The sequence below is a fragment of the Ruegeria sp. BC1 genome, assembly GCF_056539305.1.
In genome coordinates this window covers 470,629-493,288 of the sequence record NZ_JBQFUT010000002.1, presented here as the reverse complement: position 1 = coordinate 493,288, position 22,660 = coordinate 470,629, and the positions used below count along the sequence as shown (strand labels likewise).

Annotated in this window: 16 protein-coding genes and 1 pseudogene; 7 read left to right on the top strand and 10 right to left on the bottom strand. The window is 51.9% G+C overall.

Annotated elements, in window-relative coordinates:
• Positions 1-28 precede the first annotated feature (28 nt).
• From ACR0IY_RS08105 to ACR0IY_RS08085, 5 genes are all read right to left on the bottom strand, one after another.
• Positions 29-1,342 (bottom strand): MFS transporter, encoded by a 1,314-nt coding sequence (locus tag ACR0IY_RS08105; RefSeq protein WP_480672035.1) that lies wholly within the window; start codon positions 1,340-1,342, stop codon positions 29-31.
• 283 nt (positions 1,343-1,625) lie between these two features.
• Positions 1,626-3,185 (bottom strand): class I adenylate-forming enzyme family protein, encoded by a 1,560-nt coding sequence (locus ACR0IY_RS08100; RefSeq protein ID WP_480672033.1) that lies wholly within the window; start codon positions 3,183-3,185, stop codon positions 1,626-1,628.
• Positions 3,186-4,003: 818 nt separating this feature from the next.
• Positions 4,004-5,743 carry an adenylate/guanylate cyclase domain-containing protein gene (locus ACR0IY_RS08095; RefSeq protein WP_480672104.1) on the bottom strand — a complete coding sequence of 580 codons (1,740 nt, stop codon included), beginning with the start codon at positions 5,741-5,743 and terminating at the stop codon, positions 4,004-4,006.
• 724 nt (positions 5,744-6,467) lie between these two features.
• Complete coding sequence (locus ACR0IY_RS08090; protein WP_480672031.1) at positions 6,468-8,072, bottom strand: hypothetical protein; 1,605 nt, start codon at positions 8,070-8,072, stop codon at positions 6,468-6,470.
• A gap of 104 nt (positions 8,073-8,176) precedes the next feature.
• Entirely contained in the window at positions 8,177-9,019 is an 843-nt protein-coding gene (locus ACR0IY_RS08085) for a hypothetical protein (protein ID WP_480672029.1), read from the bottom strand.
• 650 nt (positions 9,020-9,669) lie between these two features.
• Between ACR0IY_RS08085 and ACR0IY_RS08080 the strand changes: the two genes are divergently transcribed.
• The gene (locus ACR0IY_RS08080; protein WP_480672027.1) at positions 9,670-10,392 is read left to right on the top strand and encodes an alpha/beta fold hydrolase; all 723 of its coding nucleotides are present in this window, start codon (positions 9,670-9,672) and stop codon (positions 10,390-10,392) included.
• Positions 10,393-10,880: 488 nt separating this feature from the next.
• Here ACR0IY_RS08080 and ACR0IY_RS08075 read toward each other — a convergent pair whose 3' ends face one another.
• From ACR0IY_RS08075 to ACR0IY_RS08065, 3 genes are all read right to left on the bottom strand, one after another.
• Positions 10,881-11,363, bottom strand: coding sequence for a GIY-YIG nuclease family protein (locus ACR0IY_RS08075; protein WP_480672025.1), 483 nt, complete (start codon positions 11,361-11,363; stop codon positions 10,881-10,883).
• Between the two features lie 117 nt (positions 11,364-11,480).
• The gene (locus ACR0IY_RS08070) at positions 11,481-11,621 is read right to left on the bottom strand and encodes an alpha/beta family hydrolase (protein ID WP_480672023.1); all 141 of its coding nucleotides are present in this window, start codon (positions 11,619-11,621) and stop codon (positions 11,481-11,483) included.
• Positions 11,563-11,700 carry an alpha/beta family hydrolase gene (locus ACR0IY_RS08065; protein WP_480672021.1) on the bottom strand — a complete coding sequence of 46 codons (138 nt, stop codon included), beginning with the start codon at positions 11,698-11,700 and terminating at the stop codon, positions 11,563-11,565. Before ACR0IY_RS08065 ends, ACR0IY_RS08070 begins: the two co-directional genes overlap by 59 nt.
• Before the next feature lie 691 nt (positions 11,701-12,391).
• Between ACR0IY_RS08065 and ACR0IY_RS08060 the strand changes: the two genes are divergently transcribed.
• The 4 genes from ACR0IY_RS08060 (at position 12,392) to ACR0IY_RS08045 (ending at position 18,525) form a co-directional block, all read left to right on the top strand.
• Positions 12,392-13,936 (top strand): amidohydrolase family protein, encoded by a 1,545-nt coding sequence (locus ACR0IY_RS08060; protein WP_480672019.1) that lies wholly within the window; start codon positions 12,392-12,394, stop codon positions 13,934-13,936.
• 118 nt (positions 13,937-14,054) lie between these two features.
• The gene (locus tag ACR0IY_RS08055) at positions 14,055-15,053 is read left to right on the top strand and encodes an MBL fold metallo-hydrolase (RefSeq protein ID WP_480672017.1); all 999 of its coding nucleotides are present in this window, start codon (positions 14,055-14,057) and stop codon (positions 15,051-15,053) included.
• Between the two features lie 649 nt (positions 15,054-15,702).
• Positions 15,703-17,487: an extensin family protein gene (locus ACR0IY_RS08050; RefSeq protein ID WP_480672015.1), complete on the top strand. Its 1,785-nt coding sequence runs from the start codon at positions 15,703-15,705 to the stop codon at positions 17,485-17,487.
• A 24-nt stretch (positions 17,488-17,511) separates the two neighbouring features.
• Complete coding sequence (locus ACR0IY_RS08045) at positions 17,512-18,525, top strand: DUF3616 domain-containing protein (RefSeq protein WP_480672013.1); 1,014 nt, start codon at positions 17,512-17,514, stop codon at positions 18,523-18,525.
• Between the two features lie 41 nt (positions 18,526-18,566).
• Here ACR0IY_RS08045 and ACR0IY_RS08040 read toward each other — a convergent pair.
• Positions 18,567-18,957, bottom strand: a pseudogene (locus ACR0IY_RS08040) (DDE-type integrase/transposase/recombinase); the annotation flags it as partial.
• A gap of 189 nt (positions 18,958-19,146) precedes the next feature.
• The gene (locus tag ACR0IY_RS08035; protein ID WP_480672102.1) at positions 19,147-20,061 is read right to left on the bottom strand and encodes a TAXI family TRAP transporter solute-binding subunit; all 915 of its coding nucleotides are present in this window, start codon (positions 20,059-20,061) and stop codon (positions 19,147-19,149) included.
• A gap of 83 nt (positions 20,062-20,144) precedes the next feature.
• On the opposite strand from ACR0IY_RS08035, the gene ACR0IY_RS08030 reads away from it, so the two are divergent.
• On the top strand, positions 20,145-21,410 hold the full coding sequence (locus ACR0IY_RS08030; protein WP_480672011.1) for a hypothetical protein: 1,266 nt from the start codon (positions 20,145-20,147) through the stop codon (positions 21,408-21,410).
• Positions 21,411-21,552: 142 nt separating this feature from the next.
• Positions 21,553-22,653, top strand: coding sequence for a tetratricopeptide repeat protein (locus ACR0IY_RS08025; protein WP_480672009.1), 1,101 nt, complete (start codon positions 21,553-21,555; stop codon positions 22,651-22,653).
• Positions 22,654-22,660 lie beyond the last annotated feature (7 nt).

Genomic DNA, 22,660 nt, shown 5'->3' with positions numbered 1-22,660 from the left:
CTTACGTTGACCGAGGCTCCGCTCGACCTTAAGAGTTGCTACCTTCCGAGAGAATTGCAGCCCTGACGCTGGCATCCGGGTGGTGCCAGACCAACAGGCCGATCACCGACGAGGCTGCGAAGAAGGCGATCAAACCAAACGCGACGGTGAACGTACCGGTTGCGTCAAGGGCGAAGCCGGTGATCACGGGCGCCAGAAAGCCAGCTAGAGCAAAGCCGCTATTCATGATGCCCATGCAGGTTCCCGCGCGTTGCGGCACGATATCGGCGATAACTGCGTAGAAGATTGGATTTGCCCCTAGCCCTGCGGATACGGCGATCGAGATGCAGATCAGCGCAATCGTGAAATTGTCCACAAAGGCGAGCGGCAGAACAGCCAGTGCGACAAGCCCGTGCAAGAGCGCCATAGGATACGTTCGCGCGATCCGAAGCGTCCCTGTTTTAACCAATAGCCAGTCCGATAAGCGTCCTACCGAGTACAAAGAGATCGCGGCGGCGGCCCAGGGAATAGCGGCGGCCCAACCGATCTGTTTTAGGTCCAAATGATAGGTCGTTCGCAGGAACTCGGGCAACCAAGTCATCACAAAAAAGATGAGATACCCAAACACAAAATAAGACCAGTAACTGGCCAAAAGGGCAGGGGTCCGTAACAAGATCCTAAAGTCTTCTCGCGAAAGCCGACCGCTGATTGCGGGCTGATCTGTTTCTTCGCGACCTTCCCTGACGAAATCCAATTCGGCGTCATTCACAAAGCGCGATTTTTCAGGTGAATCGCTGGAAAACCACAGCCACGCGGGTAGCCACAGCATGCCCAGCAGAGCTAGGCCAAAGAACATGATGCGCCATCCAAATTCGGCAATGACGTAGGTTGCCAAAGGCGCACCAACCGCCAGCGCGAGCGGGATCGCCACCAACGCGGCGCCCATCGCTGTGGACCGCTCATGGGGTGGTAGCCATCGCTCTAAAACACGTGAATGCGCTGGAAAGGACGGTCCTTCAGCGAGTCCAAGCGCCATACGCGCGCAATAAAGCATCGCGAACCCCATTGCCGCGCCAGTAAACCCAATCGCGACGGACCAGAGCAGAACCGCGAGCGTAAATGTTATGCGGGCGCCGAAACGATCTGCCAGATAGCCGCCGGGCAACGTGGTCAAGAAGTATCCGATGCCAAATGCGCCCAGCACCAATCCTAGGTGAGAGGCCGACAGTCCAAACTCAGTTTGAATGGCATGAGCCGCGTAGGAGATCGCCGAGCGGTCGACGTAGTTAATCGTGTTGATCAAAAACAAAAGTACGATGATGGTCCAGCGAAACCGAGTCGCAGGAACAAATGCATTGGTCATGACGTTGCCCCGCCAAATAATATCCAACGTTTCAAGAGTGTAGACGGTGTCACAGCGCTTTGCCAAGCTATACCACAGGGGCTTGGAGTGGGCCGCTTACCGGACGTGAGGTTTCATCACACGCCGTATAGGAGTTGAAGTTCGGCTTTAGAAGATCCGCTCCGCATCTACAGCTAGAGCACAAATTTGTAAAACTTCTGACTCGATCTGACAGACACCCAAGATTGCGGGGCTGAGAATGAGTATTCTGCAGTCCAAATTTGCAACCCGCCTACCAAAGACATCAAAGCACATGTGCAGCACCGCTCTCGTTCGCAGCAAGCTGCTTCAACGCCATCCGGTCCAGCTTGCCTCCGATGGTCAACGGCAGCGCACTCATAATGCGCACCACATCCGGTGCCTTGTATCCAATTCGCTTTCGCGCGAACTCGATAATCTCTCCTGTGGGTATTGGCTTGGTGCCTTCGGTTAGGCTTACGAACCCCCAGACATCTTCACCGTGCATTTCGTCCCGCACCCCAACCACAGCCGCAGCCGCGACGGCTGGATGGGCTGTCAACGCATCTTCCACTTCGGCCGGGCTTATGTTCGAGCCGTCATGCACAATGATCTGTTTCCGCCGTCCCCGGAACCAGAAATAGCCATCCTCGTCCTGCCGCATCAAATCGCCGGTGTCGAGCCAGCCATCCCGAAACGCCGCCGCTGTCGCCTCGGGGTTCTCCCAATACTCCGTCATCATGGTCGGGCTCTTTACCCAATGCCGTCCATCTACACCTATAGGCACTTCCTCATAAGCCTCGTTGCGAAGCGACGAAACATATCCTGGATTGTTAAGGCCCACTGCCCCCAGCTTTTCAGCGTTGCCGTGGGTGTTGGAATGCGACGTTCCCATTTCTGTCATCCCATAAAACGCTCCAATCGGTACGCCTGCCAATGCGCCAAACGCATCGACCAATTTCTGAGAGGGCTTGTCTCCACCGGCCATCATCGTTTTCAGAGAGCTAAAGTCTTCGCGCATCGCACCGTGTCCTGACAGCAAAGCCGCCAAAGGGGCCGGTAATATTTGCGCCACCGTTGGCCGCGTCTGCCGCAACAGTCCCAAAAGCTCGTCTGGTGCGAACTGCCGTGCAACGTTTGTCGTGGCACCGGCCCAAAGCCCTGCAAACGTCAGCCGCAACCCCGCGGTATGCGAAATCCACGAGGCCGGCAGCACTACGTCCTGCGGACCCAGTTTCAGCCCTTGCGCATTGCTCGCCACCATATACCCCATGCTGGCATGACTGTGGGTCACGCCTTTGGGTTTGCCTGTGGTCCCAGAGGTGAAAAAGATGAACGCCGGAGCGTCGGACCCAATTGGGGGCAGGGCCCCTTCGCCTTTTCCATCCAGCAGATCCTCGAAAGCTAGGGCACCTGGCACTTCGCCGGCACAGGAAATCACACCAACAGGCAACTTTGCTACGCCAGGAACTCCGGCGATATCCTCGGCCCGCTCGGCATGAACCACCAGAATCGCAGGCGTCGCCAACCCCAGTGCGTAATCGATGTCCGAAGCGGTGTAGCGATAGTTGAGCGGCATCGCCACGAGACCTGCCCGCATACAAGCCAGATAATGGATCAAAAGCGCCGCCCGGTTCGGCATGATGGACGCAACTCTGTCTCGCGGTTTCAACCCCAGGCTAAGATATCTCAGCGCAAGCCGTGTACAAGCCGCATCCAACTCACGCCAGGTCCAAGACTCGTCCAATGCATAAAGCGCCGTCGCGCCGGGATCCGCTGACAATCCCCGTCGGAACAGGTCCGTCAAATCCGCAGGTGCGTCCAGCGGCGCTCCGGATACCGGCATGTCCTTCTCCTTAATACAACCTATCCCTGAGTCTACACCGCGCCACCCAGACCCCAAAGCCTCCGAATAAACCTCGGGCTCTCAGGTTATCCCGCGTCCGAGGATATCCTTGCGTTCCGTTTCATAGTGGTCAGAGGTTGGCCGTTGATCTTCCAAACGGCTGACCTCTGCAATGGCTGCGGACCTTTTCGGCAGCAATTGTTTTATGCATGCCGTCAAGCCTGCCAGCTGCGCGTCCGTCAGGCTGCGCCGCGCCGCCAGCTCTTCAGCCGTGCGAACACAATATCAAAGCAGTTCCGCCGCTTGCATCTGCGTTTGTCGTTTATTTCGAAAGGCAATGCAGGTCCTTTTACATAGGCGACTATTTCGCAACTTGAGAGTTACAAAACCGTTTAAGAAGAAGCACTTCTCCTTTGCACAATCAAACAACATCGCGGTTGCCCCTTGTTCGAACATGCTCACCCTCTGGTCTTGGGGATATACCCATAGAAGTATCCTGGGCGCGTAAGAGCAATATGTCAGCTGTGACCGCGGCTTAGACGTTCGATGATATCGCAGCAAAAGAGTGCTCTACTGACCGGGCGTTCTTAGGCTGCGTGTCGAAACTGTCGGACTTACCCAATTGCAGATTTCTGCGGAGGAAACAAAAAACGGCTACGACGTTTTCGGCACGCGATAATCCATTGGCAAATCTTTTGTACAACGCACTACCAGCAGATGGCCTAAAATTGGGGTCTAAAGATCCCTTGCCGCCAAACCTTTTTGCGAACCACACTTGAGCTTCAATCTGGAAAAAGCCGCTCGTCGAACGTACGTGCCTAATTCTCTGGCATCCCAGCGCGCCTTAGACCTTCTATGTATTCATCGGCGTCTTTCTCAAAGGCGAATGGAACACCAGCTCGCGTTTGAGAAAGCGTAACCTTCGGCGCCAATTTTTTTAGCATGGTCATCTCGGCGCGCGCTTCGTCAAGTCGACCAAGGAGACCCAGACAAGCGGCTTTTATTCTATGTGGCGTCGGGTGCTGAGGAAATTCTTGGTGTGCTTGATCTGCGCTTTTAATAGCTGCTTCAAAATCGCCACGGAAAAAGTCCGCAAAGCCAATGTGGCAAATACTGAAACAGGCCCAGTGATCACGAGGCCCGAGGCGTGTCGCAAGTTTAAGGAGCTCAACTCCTTCTTCCAGCTCGTGGCTATATACTAGTGTCATGCCTAGCCCATTCATATTACTTACAGAGTTTGGGTTCAGTTCAAGTGCTCTGCGGTAAAGTGAAATTGCTTCTGAGTGGTTTCTAGCCACCAAAGCGCACATTCCAAGCGCGCCAAGCGCATCTTCGTTCTTTCGGTCCAATGAAATTGCCGTTTGGGCCGCCGCACTTGATAGCTCAACGGCTTCTATCGGAGCACGATTCCATGCGTAGATGGTTTCCATCGCATGAATGTTGGAAATAATCGCGTGGCTCTGTGAGTTTTCCGGATCCGATTTAAGCGCTTGGTTGGAATAGCTTAGCGCACGCAACATGCTATCTGGAGAGAACGCGGCCAACTCTGTCAGGGCACGCGCATTCAGCATCCAAGTTGATAGATTTTTTGTGTTCCGTCGATTGGCGTTTTCCAGCTCTGAGGCAGAGACTTCGGGCAAAATGGCGCCAGCGATGCTGGCCGTAAGTTTGTCCTGAAAATCAAAAACGTCTTCGTTGCTTCCGTCAAATTTTTCAGCCCAAATATGTCTGTCATTAACTGCATCAATCAACTGTGCAGTGACACGCAATCGCTGTCCTGCCGTCCGAACAGAGCCTTCCAAAACATACCGCACACCCAGCGCGCGAGAGACTTCGCGGACATCCACGCTTTTTTCTTTGAAGGTAAATGCAGTATTTCTAGCAATTACAAATAGTTGTCTAAATCGACTAAGCGCAGTAGTTAAGTCTTCTACCAGCCCGTCGCAAAAGAACTCTTGGTCTTGGTCAGGAGACATATTGTCGAAAGGCAAGACGATAATTGAAGGTTTTTCGGGCAACTTATAGGTCATTGGCACCTCGGATGCGCCGTTGATCTCTACTCTCCATGCGTCTACGGGGTCGGGGATATTTTTGACTCTTTGCGGTCCCATGGCCGCAAGCTCAGTCGTCACTTTGCCGCGAAGCTGGTCGTAAACAGATCGACTTATTACTGCTCCGCCTGGAGCAGAAAGTTTTTCCAGCCTTGCAGCAACGTTTACACCGTCGCCCAGTATATCATCGCCGTCTTCGACGATGTCCCCTAGGTTAACGCCAACTCTAAACTGTAGCCTTTGCTCTTCCGGGCCATTTTCACGTGACGCAATTGCCCCCTGAATTTCGATCACGCACCGGACCGCCGCCACCGGCGAGGGAAACTCGGCCAACAAGCCATCGCCCATAGTCTTAATTACCTTGCCGCCATCCTGTTGAACCAACGGTTCCACTATTTCGGTCCTTACTGCGCGAAGGCGTTTGATTGTGCGCTCTTCATCCGACGCCATTAAGCGCGAGTACCCTACTAGGTCAGCCGCAACGATGGTTGTAAGGCGTCTCTCCATTTCCCATCCCAAAAGAGTTTTCAAAGCCTGGCTTACAAGGCATTTGCGCAGGGCCAACAAAGGCTAAGAAAGCAAAAGACTCAGGTCAATGACTCAATGCTCAACAGTGAGGCTCAAGTTAAACAAATGCTTCAGTGCTTTTCAAACCTAAACGCGAAGAGCAATATTTGAGAGGTACATGAGCCAACCGAGGTACAAATTGGATTTCCAATAATACACCCCTGATCACATCTTTATGTGATAAACCGTCAATTTTAAATATTGGCTTAGCATGGCGCCCAAGCCAAAAACTCAAAAAAACAAATAAAATCAGTGATCTAATGATAGTTGAGGCATGCCGCACTATCTGCAGGCCAGTGCCTGGCAATCAGACTTAGACGCGTTCCAGTGCGGCTTAGTTCAGGAGACTTGGCCCGTTCGATCCAGGGGGCACTGACGGCCGCTGATCGGACCGGTTATCCCCACAGTGTTGGGCTCTTCCCGGCCAGTTTCAGCATGGACGGCCCAGTTGGCATTGTCGTGGAACGTGCCGATCATGCCTCTCGACATCGGCAAATGGACATTGCCATCGCGGACGACGATAGCGATTTATGTGTCGAACATTCTAGGTTTGTTGCCAAAGCAATCAATTTTGTAGAGTGGCATTCAAGCTTGCTACATTTAAATTGTGAAATCGGCCGCAGTGAAGCTGCGACCGAACAAACCAATTGGGGTCGGTCCATTGTTATGAACCAAAGCGCCAACCGAACTTTTCGTTGAGTGCATTGCCCGGTGGGTAAAGTGTCGGCTGCCATTGAATAATGGTGGTGGACGCATGCGCTAGCTTCGGGTCGGTCGAAATCAGGTTCTTGCTTAAGAGTTCCTGGTAGTGGGTTGAAGCCAGAATGTGGTTCGGTGCGCTTCGTACCAGCAGGGCTGACGTTAGTAGCGTCAACATCCCTGCTGCTGCGATCACGCCGAGCAAGCGCGGTAGGGTTAGTGAAAGAACTGCGTAGTAGCTGGCCTTCACCAGATGCAGCCAAATTCCTGCGAGTGAGAATACAAAAGCCACGAGCGGAACATAAGCTATGCGAATGGCGGAATATCCTGCGTCGTGGTTTTCCGCTCCGGTGTCGAACGTTGTTTGTTCGGATAGGTAGTGATTGACCCCTTCACTGATACGGTTTTGAACCAAAGGTTCAACAAAGGTGGTATGGAACTCAGCGGAACTGTACCCAAAGGCGAACTTGTCGCAATCCAACTCTGACGGGCCTTCATTGCAGGATTTGGCTAAAATCTTTGGGTGCGAAAGAAACTCTTCCTTGGAAAGACCTAGCGGTAGAGTGAACCCGACAGTGGATTGGATCTTCGAGGAGATTTCGGTTTCAGCATTAGCTAGTAGTTGCGAGCGGATCTGCTGTCGGATCATGCCCATGTCGCACAATGTCCAGTCTTCTGGCAGTTTAATGTCGCGTTTGCGCAGAAGCAGGCCACGAACGGCGTTGCTGTACATGGCATTGGCTTTACACGATCTACCCGCGACGCCTGCGCGATTTAGGAACCAATTGACCTCAGTCGCTATGTTTTCTGTGGCAAAGTCCACTTGCGCCTTCAATTCGGGGATCTCGGCTTGGGCCTCGACATAGTCAACATAAAGAGACGAGGCTGTACGCGACGCCTCCAGATATTTTTCGTAAAGATCGTCTGCTTCTACTTCGGAAACGATGCGCTGTGACAGGATCGTGCGAGTGTTTGGGGAAAGCTGCCCGAAGGCGTCGTCAAGTGAAAGATATAAGGCTGGAAGAAGTGCAAAAAATGCTTTGGTTTCAGGTAGTTCGCGTTTATCTTCGGATAAATCCAACCCATCGAAAGTGATGGCATTACTGCGCAGCCCATCATTGATCAATAGGAGCAAGTTCGCGGTCCGGCGAGAGTCTGCGCTCGACGAGGTTTCGATCCGATGGACGATCTCTTCTTGTAAGTAATTTGCAAAGCCGATTGTTGCTGCCGTGACAGGTACCATCAGAGCGAGTGCTACGATTGGAAGTCCTGGGAGGATCTCTTTGACGCCAAATGGGAGGCGTTTGACGAACTTGATTACAAGAGGGAATACTGCCAGAGCCATCGCGAGGCCTGAAAGCAACCGCCCATAAAACTCGACGGCTTCGATTTCGCTTTCCGTGGGCGCATTTCCAACAACGTCAAGTAGATGCGCGTTGAATGCAAGCTCGACCGCCAAGTAAAGCGCAGTCAGCAAGAAGATCAATATTGGGATTGAGGTCCACCGGCTTTTGGCGGTTCCGGTATTGTTGGGCGCGAGCGAGCTCTCGGCGGGCATGGCTGAATGCATAGGCCGTCTCTTTTGTTATATTTTGTGGGTGTTGAGAGTTTTCCGAAGCCTAAAGCGAGGGAAAACAAATCGGAGGCGGAGAGCCGCCTCCGGTTAGCGCCGGTTTAAAAGTCTTTCGACAAGTTCTTTTCCGGTGTGAGTGCTTCCAGCGCGGCTAGATGCGCAGCCGTCAAGTTTTGAGCGGCAAGCTCGTTGTCGAAGAGCTCGAAGTCAAAGGTCCGGATCTTGTTGCGCCCAACGTTTAGCAAGAACTGAATTGTGGCTTGGTATTTGATGCTCCCTTCAGGCTGCTCAAGGGTCCACTGTGCATTCCACGGAGCAGAGCCGTTGATTGGTGCAAATCCAATTCCTCCACAATAAGTCCCTGGAACATCATTGCGACCAACTTTCACGTAGTTCCAGTTCGCGTCAAAGATGAAGGATTTCATAGGATCGCTTCCACCCCGTTTGGAGCAGGGCTGTTGATTATATATCGCGCCGACGCGCCCAGCGATTTGTTCTTGGACCGGTGCGAAGTCGACGACGTAGCGACCAAATTCTTCCTTACGTTTTACGCCATATACAAGCGCGCCAAGTTCTGCCGAAGTGTACATCAGGTCCACTTGCACTTCTTCTTTAGTGAATCTGGTGGACTGCCGCGCGAGATACGTAACTTGCTCGCCGGTCTGCGTCTTCCCGGCCCGGACATATCGTGTGTAGCATCCAGTAACGTCGGGTGTGCCTGCCAGACAAGTGTCTTTCCCATTGTCGCGTGTAAAGCCCGCTTCTTCGAGGACTGCGGCAGCTTCACCAAAGGTCATTCCCAGTTCAACACCATTGACACTTTGCAGTCCAAACGCAGGCAGTTGATCGCCTTCGGTTTCATTTGCCAATGCTGTCGAACCAAGTGCGGTGGTCATTAGCCAAACTGCGAGTGCGTGCTTGAATCGTGAGAAAACTTGTTTCATTTGTCTTCCTTAATCAACTTGTTATACCCCTGTACCTATTGGACAAAACCCGTCGAGAGGCAATTTATGCACGCATCTAAAGTTGAACTGTTGCGAATTTGCTTACTTTTAGGTTGAATGATTTTTTATCCCAACTTTCCTGATATTTTTGCAGTTCAAACTCCGCCGTTTCAGCTACTGCGAGTGCCAAGGGCAGTGGCGTAACGTGACACTCTGGTGAACGTCGTCATCCGGTAGGCTTCTCTTTACGGACAGACAAAGGGATTTTTGCATTTTCCACTTTGATGCGCCGTCGCAATTTGGTGTTGGCCAAGTACTGAGAGCGGATTAGCAGTTGTATCTCCGGTGAGTTGGCAAGAAGGATTGAAGAACAACGCATCGCTAATGCTCGCAACACCTCAAACCACTCGCTGTCACTGGGCAAGACCGAGCGATGGCACCCGGCCTGAAAAACCACATCCTGGTGGAGAATGCTATCTGTCACCGTTAGTGCCGTTTGGGACCTGTCAACGAGAATCACTAATTGATTCCAAACTTAAAACTCAATGTCGCGCAGTCTTTTTTTGGTCGGCCTTACAGACATTGTGCCGCCTCGTTGAGCTCGGTTAAAGTGCATTAATCTGGCAGCCAATTTACGGATGGGACGACAGATGCCCCAATCAATTTTCGTTCTTGTACACGGCCTTTGGCATGGCGGTTGGTGTTGGTCTCGCGTCGCTGACATCCTGCGGACACGTGGCCATCAGGTTCACACGCCAACCAATACCGGTGTTGGGGATCGGTCACATTTGATCAACGCTGAAATTACGTTGGAGACTTTTGTTCGCGACATCGTACAGCATATTCTGTTCGAGGACCTTCGAGATGTCGTTTTGGTCGGCCACAGTTTTGGCGGCGCCACGATCTGCGGAACTGGCGACATGGTGGCCGAAAGGATTTCCAAGATGGTCTATCTTGATGCCGCAATTTTGCAGTCGGGCGAAAGCTGGTTCAGTTTGCTGGATTCCGAAATTACCCAGGCCCGCCAGAACTTGGCGAACCGATTCAGCAACGGTCTTAGCCTTCCTCCGGTTGCCCCCCAGGTTCTGGGAGTAACCCATGAAGCGGACATCGCCTTCTTGAAGCCGCGCCTGACCCCACATCCTCTGGCAACGCTAAAGACGTCGATGACCATGCAAAAACCCGCAGGCGAAGGATTAAACCCGCACTACATTCACTTGTCTGACCCGCCCTATGTGCCTGCGAACGGATCGCTCGACCGCGCAATACAATTTGGCTGGCCCATTTCCGAAATTGCCACGTGTCATGAAGCTATGGTGACCGCGCCATTGGCGGTTGCCAATGAACTGGAGCGCATCGGTAATGAAAGATAACCGATTGCCTCAAAGTCCTCGGAACTGGCCGATTTTAGTGTGGATTCTGTACTGGTCCCATCCCGGGGTATAGGAGTTGGTGGTTTATTCAGTTGTCTGACGTCGGCACCAATGGGGCAGGCTAGTTTAAGTTGATAAGAAAAGGTTTCGGGCCCCTCGTCGTCGCCAAGAAATGGAGATGAGAAAGAAGCCCAAAACCAAGCCGAGCCACGGTCAGAAGGTCGTGAGGGACATTCTCGGTGCGACCTGCAAACAGTAGTCCGCAGAAGAAAAGATTAGGATCGTTCTGGATGGTATGGCGCCGCTCATACATATTCTGTGCTGCTATCTCGTGATAACCGTTCAGCTACAGCAGATCTTTATCCCTGCGGAAATTACGCTTCAAGTCGCGATAGATCGCCACCTATCCGATCCGCGATCTCCGCCACTGGTTTTTAGCTTCACGCCACTTGGCAATCTTGCGGCGTAGTTGCCGTTCAAGGGGTCCCTTATCTGTGAACGTTCCAGTTGGGTTTTTTGCTTTTGATTAAAAGCTCTTCGATTGCGCTCCTGGCTTCATCAGGAGAAACCTGAATTACACTTACACCAATATCTAGATTTTGCTTCAGACACTCTCGCACATTTTCAAGCTGTGCTCCTGTTCGTTTGTCTTTTGAAAACAGGTGTTGGCGTAATCGGTCCCTTATGTATTTGGATTTTCTTTGACCGATATATTGCAGTTGCCAATGGGCGGTGCCTTGATCCTTTGCCCAAAGAGCATAAACGTTGCCGCCCTCAACTAAGAGTGTTGTGAGGGAAGCCTTGTTATACTGGCTAGAAGCTTTCATCCTCTTTGTCAGGCAGATATGCGGATCGTCATTATAGTCGATTTTCACAACTCGTTTTTGATCGAAGAGGGCATCTGCGGCTTTCGTGACTGCAGCTTCAAGTTCGGTTGTTAAGTCAATATTCGTTAGGTCTCGTTCTGACATAGTCTCGCAGGTCAAATGATTAAGAATGCTCAGCGTGAACTGATCTAACAGATTTGTTTTGATTGTCAGCAGGGGTTCTGTCGCACTCTGTACCGCCTGGAATCGCCAATGCTTCTGTCACTTATACGGCTTTAGCTCATGACTGCCGTCTTCAAGCCAACTCCTCTGGATTGGCGGGGGAAGCTCACAATTGAGGAATTCATGCTTCGAGCCAAACTGGTTGCGCGTTCCCTGGCAGATAAGCGTTGGAGTTTGCAATTTTTTGCAGGTGGTTAGTGCGTAGTTTCTCGGGTTTCCCAATCGGGTGGAACGGATACCGCCAGATGGTCTCCTCCAAGTTCGTGTTTCTGCGCCGCCGTTACTTTCAGTCGGTAGTGCGGGTCGGGATGGCGGTGACCCAGTGCTGTGTTCTCCAGGCCCAAGTTACATGCTCCGCAAATTTATGAGTATTATTTAAAGAGGAAGAGAGTCATTGGGCGTCCTGCCCAGATCTTGCATTATTTAATGATAATATATGCTTAGAGAGCGTTAGAAGCTCTATGGTACAGCGAGCTTAGTAAGCAAAAAATATACACCAAAACAAGACAAGGCTTTTGCTTTACAGGAAAGTCTTGCACCGACAATCAAACTGGACCGGTCAGATAAGGCTGCTCTGCGGCAAGTTTTGCAGCCTCATTGGCAATCATAGGTGCTCCGGGCCAGCTCAGAAGATCTGATCTAAGGTTGTCCAGCCCTAGGCTTCAGTGTTGTTGGTGCAGCACGTACGCTATTGCGAGTAGTGCTTTTTTTTCGGGTCAACTTACCTGACCAATTTTTTTCTAGAATTTCACGGCGATGTGTTGTTCATCACTTAGAATACTTTGCGAGATAGGAATAAGTCATTGGTCAACAGAAGAACATTTGTCAAAGGGGCTCTGGCTTCACCTTTGCTGGCAACGGCAAGCTGTGGATATACCCCAAAACAAAAGCAAGCATTTTTGGAAAGGTGTACCGTCCCTACCAATCGCGAAGGTGATCTTGTCATCGACATGCATTGTCACTTGCTCAATGCGATAGACGCGGATTACGCGGCGTTTATCGAGCGGCGCTTCCTAAATTCCGGTTCACCTGTATTGCCGCAGACATTGCGCCAGGTGCGTGGCCAGATCGACCCGGATACCAAAGCGGTTCGGAAAGAAGCGAACCAACTGTTGCAGAGGATGCGTTTTTCCGGGTCGCCCGAGACTACCCTATGTGACTATGGCCTCCCCGGGGGCACAGATATTTTTGTGTCGAATGACGGGCTTGAAAAAACACCAGATCAGCGGCTCGGCGACGGCCGCTATACCGGTTTCTTTTCGTCGCGAACACGAAATGCCGCAATTCTTCTGGCACAATTCAGACAGGTGGATTTGTTCGTTCCTGCAATTGTCGACTTTTATGAAGGTGACACGCTGGACTACCCGGGACCAGCGTACCAGATGCAGTATTATTCGGCGTTGGCCTATGCGTCCCGGGGTCGTTTTTTGCCGATGGTATCCTTCCATCCCGAGCGCTACGCAATCGAGAAGGCGGATTTTCACTCGCTGAACAACCTTGATTTGGTGCGCGGCGCTATAGAGCAAGGGGCTGCCGTTGGGGTCAAGGTTCACCCGTCCGCAGGGTTCGACCCCTTGAGCAACGTCAAATACGCGGCCCTGTCCGGCAAGCTGAAAAAGGGACAGCCCTGCGAAGCGTATAGAGATAAGTATCGCGGGCTGCATGCCGCCATGGATGAGGGGATGCAAAAGCTTTACGCGCTTTGCGACGAGCTTGACGTTCCCATTCTGACGCATGGCTCGCCAACGCTGGCCGCTAATCCCCAATGCATGATGCGCGGAGATTCCTATGACGACTGGACAAATTCAACGCAGCATTGGATCGAAGCCATTCGCCGAAATCCAGGGCAACATCCACGTGTTGCCTTTGCTCATCTTGCGGGCGGGCCCGAAACGGCCGAGCAGTTGGTCGAAGCGCAGAAAAATGAGGGGCACAGGCACGGGTCCTATTTCGAATCCAGAACAGCGGGCGGCTACGAACCCTCACCTTGGTTGCAATCGGTTCTGAACAATCTGAAGACCGACCGCGGTGATCTTTGGATCGACGCGAGCATCCAAAACGAAATCGCCTATTCGCAAGCGATCCGCGAGAACTTGCAGGCCGGACAGGATGTTTGGACGGCACACAGAAGGGGGCGTTCCCTGTTTCAGGAAGCACAGGCAGATAAGGGACAGCTTGTAGATTGGTTCTCTGGCCTCTTTACCGAGTATCCAGCGCTGAAAAAGCGCATGATGTTTGGGTCTGATCTCCACATGCCAAACGCCAGCAGAGTGTCTGGAGGGGATGCTTATGTTCAGCTGATCCAGAATGCTGTTCCTGCCGACGGCGGCACGCGCCAGCGCGTTATGGGGTTGAACGCTGCTGAATTTCTTGGGTTGAAAAAAGGTCGCCAGACACGGGATCGTCTGGACAGGTTTTTCGCCAAGGCGGGCATCAGTCAGGAGCAAGTGCCTTGGGTGCAAAAAGTCGACAAGGCGTCAGGTCTTATTTCCTAGGTGCATTTGGGAGGTCAATGGGTTGAACATTACCGGCGCGCAATATTGGCATTCCCGTGCTGTGCTGAGTTTGTTTTTCTGCATGCTCCTGAGCGGCTGTGGATCTAGCAAGGACTTCATGGCAGCACGGCACCTGGCGCTTCAGGCGGAAACAGAGGCAAGCGGATATCCCAGTGTGACCTGGTTCGGCGTAACATCCATTCTGGTGGACGATGGCACAACGCAGGTGTTGATAGACGGGTTTTTCAGTCGCCCGAAAGGGTCTTTGTTCAAGCGCATCGCCCCTGATCCGAAACTGTTAGATCCCGGTTTTCTTGAACACTATGGAATCCGTGATGCAGGCTGTGCAGTCCCGAAAACTAACGCTGAGAAGTGTGCTTTTGCCGATCGTACAGGGATGGGCCTGGTTGTGCCGGCTCATGCCCATTACGATCACGTTCTGGATGCACCCCTGATTGCTGGGTTGACCGGTGCGCCGCTGTTTGGCGGCCCGTCCGTCGAACGAGTTGCGCAGGCAACAACGGCATGGTTTGGCGACGCGGTTGACCCGATTCATCGGCTCACAGCGTCGGATACGGAAAAACTATTATCTGCTGCGGGTTTGAAGGTTGGCAATTTAACCGTCGGTCTGATCGAAACACCCCACGCACATACCCCGGCTGCACCGATTGTCAGTGGAGAAACGGACGCAGATTTCAGCTTTCCAGCGCGCAAGTGGTCCATGAAAGAGGGAACTAACTACGCCGTATGGATTGAGACTGGAAGCACACGTTTACTGGTGATCCCAAGTGCAGGCCACATCCGTGATGAACTTGCCTCACGCGGGATCGAAGCAGATACTGTTTTTCTTGGTATAGGCTATGCGGGGCGTTTGACGGCGGATGAATTCGAAGACTTCTGGACACGATCGGTTCCAGACGTCAGAGCAACCAAAGTTGTCTTGACGCATTGGGACGATATGCGTGGAATGTTAGACCCGAACGACCCGATGGCAGACCTGAAGCCATGGCGATTATTCTGGTTGGACAAGACCTGGGCTCGGGTCAAGGCGCTCAGTTCGCGTGATGGCGTTGAAATTGTGCACCTTCGCGCCGGGGAACGAAGCCGATTGGAGTAATGAAGCCAGCCCAGCCAATGTCAGCTTTTGAAATCCAAATACAATGAACAGATGGTTTTTGAGGGGGCGCTGAACTACCCAACCATGCCATTGCGTTAACAGAATACTAGTAACATGCATGTTTTTTCGCTGAGACCGCTAAACTTACGCGTGCGAGTCTACAGCGGTACCGTTTTCACCCTCATTTCTCAGTAGATTGGGTAATCCGGAAGGCATCAGACCAGCTTCTGTTCCTACCGGAAACATTTTACCGGGTTAATGGATATGAAAATTTGGACTTAGGGTTTAAGCAACAATTACCCTTTGAGTTGCGAATATCGCGCCATCGTCGTCCATCTCAGCGATGGTCGTCAAAAGATTGCCTGCGTCACTTTCGGCGAGAACTGCTCAGGTCAATAACCCAGAAACAGGGGGCTAGACACTGGCACTTCGTATTTGCCGTCGTTCGCGATACATCCCCTGTCAGGATGAGCAGGTTTGAAAACAAACGTGAAAAATGTGCCACCTCCCTACAAAATAGCGTCACCTGAGAAAATTCGGCTTGAAATACCAAGAATAATTTTTGCCCATTTGCGCGTTCTTTTTGGTACCATTCTCCGTGTTCGCAAATTTTTTTAATCGACTTTAATCCAAGAAATTGAGGTGCCTTATGCCCCAACCAACCAACTACTTCACACATTTGGCTTCGGTTCGCGTCCAGTACGGTCGCCCGCCCTTGGGCGTCTACGGGGAAACGGGAAAAAACTACAAATTCTATTGCCAGGAGGATTTCGAGGATGAGCTCGACGATTTCGTCGAAGCTGTAAAAACCGCGACAGAGCCCCTATTGGGTTCCATGGAACTCATTTTGTCAGCGGGGGCATATGTCAAGAAAAGTAAGCTTCACGGCGCTGGCCGCGCCTTTGATCTTGATGCGATTCATTGGGAACAGGGGCGGCTGGTCGCGAACCAGCAGCCAAGCCAGAAACCGCTCTACTTGCTGGTTCAGTCCATCGCATATCAGCACTTCGGCATGGTTCTTGCCTACAACTACGACGCCGCCCACAAGGATCACTTTCACCTCGACAACAGTCGACCTGTGCAATTCCGCGAAACAAAGGCCGCCACATATTTCATGCAAGAGGCGCTAAACCTGTTCTACGGCGCGAACCTAGTTATCGATGGCGACTATGGCACGAATACAGAGGATGCCCTTGTCGAAGTACACCAAGCACTAGGTCTGAATTTTCCGCCGAACGCGGATGAATGGAAGACGTTTCTGAAAGCGGTAGAAGGTGAAGCGCTGGAGTTTCTGCACATGCAGGACGGCACAGAGCCCGCAGCAGATGACGAGGAGGAGGACTTTATTGGCTCCCCCGCCGCGGAAGACCTCGATGATCAGGTAAGCAGCGAAAGCCCGGCGGTCCTGGCAATCCGTGCTGATACGGGCACCATCGATATCACCTATCAACCGGAGCCTGGGTGGAAGGTGTTGGAAGAGGCCGGAACGCCCCGAAAGATGTATCTGAAGCGCACAGGCAAACCAGATATCTACCTCGGCTACGATTTCGCGTTTGGGAAGTATCGCGGGCTTGCCCGGACAGGGCGCATGTCTGACAGCCTGTTTTATGACTACACAGACTACGAGGCACAACACGGACTGTGGGCCGCCTTTCTGAAGCCTACCGGTATGTGCGAATCTGAAGGCAACTTCTTTGTGGTGAACGCCTGGGACAGCGCCGCCTTCACTCTTGGTTTTTTTCAGATGGCCGCCCACACGGGCGAGCATCTGGCCGACCTGTTCCGCAACTTGATTGATCAGCTACCAGAAGAGGCGGATACCTATTTTCCCGAATTAAAGTTGGGCCACCAAATCGGGAAGACGGGCAGCGAACGCGAGCGGCTTTTTGCCGTTAACGGGACAGATGAACTTGATTTGGATGAAGCGGTTCAGCACCCCGACGGCATTGCAAAGCGACCCTATGATCGAGGGCGTTTCATGGCGTTTTTCAACGGCCATCGGGCAAGGTTGGAAATGGATGAGACCGTCGCTGCGGCCCGCTGGATTGCCTGGCTTCAGACCTCGCCGGCTGCGCGCAACGTGATCGTGGACAATGCCGTGGCTTTGTCCAAGCGGGCCGTGTCTCAGATCCATGACACTGTTTTGAAGGCCAAGCTGCCCAACATGCCTAAGGGCTTGGACGGCGCACCCATGTCGATCGTGCAAGCGGCGATGGACGTGAAACACCACGGGCGCCGCAATCGCGACAAGGGCATGACCACAAACGAGTCCATTCTGCATTCCCTTGCTACCAAGGATCCGCTCAAGAGCTTTCGGTACATCGACACCGGATGGCGGGAAGACCGCAGTAAGCGGAGCGTTTCGGAAATCGGAAAGATGAAATCGGTCTTTGAAGGAAAAAACCTCAATATAAAAAAGATGATTTTTGAATAACCAGTTTCAAATTAGGAGGACGCAATGGGTTTGGCCAAATTGAAGGATCGCTGGAATTTCACTGCTATTCTTGTCGGAGTGTGTGCGTTAATTTTCACCTCCTTGTGGGCTGGGCAAGGCGGTGTTCGGGCGCAACCACTTGAAATAGCCGGCGAAGGTTTCAAGAAAAAAACCAGGAAGGATATCAGTGGCGCAGTTTGCCCGGCCAGCGATACCCGTTGGTGCTATGCAGTGAATGACGAGAAGAAATATCTTCAAATCTTCAAGATCGAGGGAATGGTTCTTAGGGCGGAAATGAGTATTCGGTTGGCAGAGAAATCGGAGTTCCGCGAGGGAGATGAACTGGACACAGAAGCGGTCACTTATTCGGATGGTTTCGTCTATGTCGCCGGTTCTCACAGCACCAAAAGGAAAACCGGCGAGGTGCAGCAGTCGCGCAACCTGCTGTTTCGGTTCCCGGTTAATCCCGAAACAGGGCAGCCGCTATTTGATCCGACCGAAGACGCGGTAGTCCCTGAAATAAATCGAAGCGATCAATTAAATGATCTGCTGTCCCAGCACGGGGTTTTAGCACCCTTTCTTGGGAAAAGCCCGCGAGAAAACGGTCTGAACATCGAAGGCATGGCGGTCAGGGGCGAAACGGCAGTGTTTGGGTTCAGACAGCCGAGCCTGTGGCGGGGGGTGGGCGTGCTCTCCGTCGACCTGGATTGTCTTTTCGAGAACGGCGTGTGCCAACCGGTGTTTGTTGACTTGCCGATGGAGGTTGCCAACCTTGGCATCCGGGACATCGCGCTGCATGAGGACCGTTTCATCCTGCTCGTGGGTACAGCGGTAGGTGACGAAAACGCCGTCGGGCAGCTTTTTTCCTGGGGCGGTGGTTTGGATGCGCCGATAAAGCTAACGCAGTTTGACCTTCAACCTGGGGAAAAGCCCGAAGGCCTGTTGATTGTCCCACAGGCGGCTGGTGGCACCCGCACAATTGTCTTCTTTGATGGTATCAAGAATGGTGGGCCGCGACAGATACCAGTGTCCTATTGACGCTGGTAGGCGACTACGACCTTGGCAGAAGCAAAAGTGTAGCCAAAACGTTTGAGCATTTTGTCGATGGTTTTGATTCCAGCACTGACTGCACCGCTCTTGTCGATGACAGTCCTGCGCAGTTGCCCGTTCACTTCGAGAGCGCGGGCAAAAGCTGTGTCGTGGGGCCTTGTTCCTACGCGTCGAAAGCATGAAACTCAGCGTATTGCCTTATTTATTGACGGCTCGGTACAAATACACCCACCCGCTCAGTCTGTCATCAAAGGTCAATAATTGATGATCCAACGGTTCAGGGTCGCAGGATCCACAACAACACTTATTTCCCCAGGATATATTTCGGATCCCGATACTAAACCGAGTACCGGAGGTAGAAGAACACTGCATGCAGTAGACGTCTATTGGAAAATGCGTGTCCTTGAATGAGGTTGCGATGGTTGGCCTATGCCTAAATCAATTCCGCCTTTATCGCTGCGGCGTAATCTGCGACAGAGGGGTCAATATTTTGCGACAAAACCCTCTTTGCTGCACTTTATCCGATTGGTCCCCACCCTGGTGAAATCTGCGATTTCAACACACCGTAAAATACTTGATCAGATTACTTTCGATACCAATTTCTGGAGATTAAGGGCGAGCGACAGGGCGAACAGCAAGAGCAGAATGAAGGCTTTCTCCTTCGAAAATCTGGGAAAGCGAGATCGCATCAATATTACCAAGGGCTGGGTGAACATCATAAACGGGACCGAGTTCACCCGTGATGGCATCATCCATCAATTTTACCAAACCGTCTAATGCGTCGGCACGCGCCACAATGCGGGCGACTGGCCCGAGGCTTTCGACAGCGGCGTCCTGCCCAGGATATGTATTGGGCGGTATCGTCATAGGTTCGAGACCTGGGAGGGACTTGAGAAGTATCGAGGCAATAGCAGGTTCAATTGGCAGGAGGCGCACCTCGCACCGGCGATGCGCCTCGGTCATTGAGGAATTCCTGATTCCTGAAACAAAGATAATTGCGTCTACGTTTTTCCGGCACAGCTCCCGGGCCTGATTGCTGGGGCCAAACTGACGTTGCAATTCTTCAGGCAAGGTGACGTTTGCGGCCGCGAGGAGGGCAATTGCAACTGTTCGTGTCCCCGATTCATCATCGCCAACATTGACGATTGCGTGACTAAGATCTCCTATCTTTTGAAACGAGGACTCCTTGCGGACCGCTATGTGGATTGGTTCTGGATGGAGTGTCGCAATAGTCTGGATCGCAACTTCTTTGGAGGGCGGCACATACGCTAACAACGAGTTTGATTGTACAATTCCAAACTGAAACCGCCCGTCTGCAACGCCCTTAATATTTTCCGCTGATCCGGCGCTCGTTGCAATACCACATCTGATCCCGTGTATCCGAATGCGTTGATTGATAAGGTAACAAAGGCGTTCGGCCACCGGAAAATAAATTCCCTTTACTCCGCCGGAACCAACCATGAAGAAAGAGTCTTCTGCACGCGCATTACCCGATCCAATTAGACAAAGCGCTGCTATGCACACGAATGGCCATCGTGTCAGTTTTTGGGTGAATTTTACAAAATCTCTTCTCAAATGCACACCGAATCAAATATAATGGTCGAATTATGTCACAGAAAATTTTTATTGTCTTTATTGTCTCGTTTATCCAAACGGTGGTTCCAGCCTTCGGTGAAGGTATTGAGTTGTGGTCCAGAGGAACAGTAGAATTTAAAGACAGCGAGGGTGCGAAAGCTGCAAACCTATTGGATGGCAACCCACTAGAGGAATTCCGCACTGGAATAAACTTGCAGTGGGATACTTGGAATGGCTCCAATCGTCGGGTGCCGTTTTCGGAGAATGGGGGGCCTCTTTCGGTAGAGCGTCTGTCTGAGGATTGGACTCGCGTAGAATTGGAAATCAGATTTCCTGCGACACAGGACTTAGTCGAATACTCCGACGGTATTCTTCTTGATGCCTATGTCAGATCGAGCGTTACTCAGTTCTGGGGTGAAGAATTAGTGAGGGTGGCTGCACCAGAATCCGTCTCTATTCTTCCAGAAACGGAGCGGTTTCATTTGATCTTGGAACAGACTGACACCCCCGAGGTTCTTCACTCTAAATATTCCGTCGTTGTTGGCAATATGTCCAAACTTGAAGACTTGTCTGAAGTCATGGAAATATCGGTGCGCAATTTCAAGATTGCGGGCAAGAAAAAGTACCTCAATCTTCATGCTACTGCCTTAAAGCGTTACCTCCAAAAGGGATGGTCACTTGATGTCGATAAACTGTGGGTTCTGCAGGAAGAACTCCCTAGACATTGGCGCTTTTCGAAGCTTTCGCATGTGGAGCAAGCCAATCAGCTGCATCAGCTTGCATTATTCCTAAGTGGCGCTGACAACCAAACGACAATAGCGGGTACCAATTCAGCAAATAACCGACAGGCTGCACTTGCCCTGCTAAATATGCTGCCTTCAAAAGCGTTGGATGAAACGCCCCATGGGGAGCCATTGCCAGAAAGTTACCAGAAAGCAATGGCACTGGAAATGGACATTATTTGCAAGCGCGATAAATACCCATGCGTTGAAAAAATGTATGAAATACAAGGTATTGATCTTCAACACCCCTTCAAAGCTGAGCATATGTGGCTGATGTTAAGTGGGTATTTAGACGGCCTCTACAAAGTGTCCAAGAATGATAGATTGGAAAGTGATGAGGCTTTCATTGAGAGAATTCTTTCAGACGAACTCCTCTCAGGCGACTGGGCGCTTGTAAACTGTATTTTAGACCAGCACGGTGGCCCGCGTTCCCGGAGCCTAAAGCGCCAAATGCGCGATCGCCCTAAGGAGTACCTCTGGGTAAAGGCGATAAAATCGGATGGGGCTAATTGCTGAAGTGATAGAAAGGAGAGCGAAGCATGAAATTTGCAACAATAATCATGACACTGTTTGTAACGTTCGTACTGGTTGCGAGTGACGCTTCTGCAACACCTCCACCGCCAGGTTGTCCTGCTGGCCGGCTCAAATGCTGAGGTGCTTGGGGTATCTCAGCGTTTGCGCCGTACTGTTCGGTTTTGCGACCAAGAGTCATGCGGAAGAGGCCGTAGTTTTAAACGCTCCTCTCAGCTCATCGGATGATCAGTGGCTGGAGACATATGACGAAGAGTTCCAAGCGGGGCGTTATGAGAAGGCACGTGATTTTCTCGAGAGCCTGAATGAAAGGCCGCTGCCTTCCGCGACATCGAGGACTGAACAGCAGAAGCGACTTGGAAAGGTTTATATTCGCCTTGAAAACTACGATGCTGCGATTGCTGCATTAACAAACGTAATCGACTTTCCCCGGGCAGATCGAACCACGGCGCTGATTGATCGTTGTTTTGCCTACATGCAGCTTAACCTGCTTCTCGATGCCGTAAATGATTGTTCCGCCGCACGGTCAGCCCTTCTGAGAGCACGCTTCAGGAAGGAGGACTTGTCGCAGCTTTCCTTTGACAACCAAAAAATCTCTTTCGCAATGGTGGATGCTGAGCTTTCGCTCAGATCGGGACAAGTCAACTCAGCTCTTGAAACTCTTGGAGAGGCGATAAAGACTGTTGAGGGCGATAACGCCTTCGAACCGTCGGATTATTGGGGTCTCTACCTTCGTCGCGCCCAAATCCTGGGAAGCATTGGCAAAAGCGATGAAGCCATCTCAGCGATTACCACCGTCCTCGCAACGATGCCCGAGGGTTACAAGCATACAGCTTTTGCTTCCCGAGCCGGGATTTTTAGACGTCTGGACGTCACCTTGGCGGTGGAGGACTGGAAGCGGGCCGCCAATGCGACAGACGATCAGGATGTGCAAGCCGAATATTACATTGATGCCTGTGTGGTTCTTGTACGCGCGAAACGCTCCGAGGAAGCAATTCCTCTTTGTCGAAAGGCTGTCGAAGCTAACGATACTGACGGCTACTACGCCGATGTATTCGCTCAGGCTCTGATGCAGGCAGGTGATGTTGAAGCAGCATCACATGAATTGAAACGCTCGGTGCAACTCAGGCCTCGTACGAATTTCGTTTACCATCAAGCCGAAGAGATGAGCTCGTCAGCAAAAAACACCATGAATTCATGGTTCGACTATCTATTAGGAGATCGGTAGCGGAGAG

Excerpts from the sequence above, each read along its gene's own strand:
- ACR0IY_RS08105 (WP_480672035.1), bottom strand. The coding sequence starts at position 1,342 with ATGACCAATGCATTTGTTCCTGCGACTCGGTTTCGCTGGACCATCATC.
- ACR0IY_RS08100 (WP_480672033.1), bottom strand. The coding sequence starts at position 3,185 with ATGCCGGTATCCGGAGCGCCGCTGGACGCACCTGCGGATTTGACGGAC.
- ACR0IY_RS08095 (WP_480672104.1), bottom strand. The coding sequence starts at position 5,743 with ATGGAGAGACGCCTTACAACCATCGTTGCGGCTGACCTAGTAGGGTAC.
- ACR0IY_RS08090 (WP_480672031.1), bottom strand. The coding sequence starts at position 8,072 with ATGCATTCAGCCATGCCCGCCGAGAGCTCGCTCGCGCCCAACAATACC.
- ACR0IY_RS08085 (WP_480672029.1), bottom strand. The coding sequence starts at position 9,019 with ATGAAACAAGTTTTCTCACGATTCAAGCACGCACTCGCAGTTTGGCTA.
- ACR0IY_RS08080 (WP_480672027.1), top strand. The coding sequence starts at position 9,670 with ATGCCCCAATCAATTTTCGTTCTTGTACACGGCCTTTGGCATGGCGGT.
- ACR0IY_RS08075 (WP_480672025.1), bottom strand. The coding sequence starts at position 11,363 with ATGTCAGAACGAGACCTAACGAATATTGACTTAACAACCGAACTTGAA.
- ACR0IY_RS08060 (WP_480672019.1), top strand. The coding sequence starts at position 12,392 with ATGCATTGTCACTTGCTCAATGCGATAGACGCGGATTACGCGGCGTTT.
- ACR0IY_RS08055 (WP_480672017.1), top strand. The coding sequence starts at position 14,055 with ATGGCAGCACGGCACCTGGCGCTTCAGGCGGAAACAGAGGCAAGCGGA.
- ACR0IY_RS08050 (WP_480672015.1), top strand. The coding sequence starts at position 15,703 with ATGCCCCAACCAACCAACTACTTCACACATTTGGCTTCGGTTCGCGTC.
- ACR0IY_RS08045 (WP_480672013.1), top strand. The coding sequence starts at position 17,512 with ATGGGTTTGGCCAAATTGAAGGATCGCTGGAATTTCACTGCTATTCTT.
- ACR0IY_RS08030 (WP_480672011.1), top strand. The coding sequence starts at position 20,145 with ATGTCACAGAAAATTTTTATTGTCTTTATTGTCTCGTTTATCCAAACG.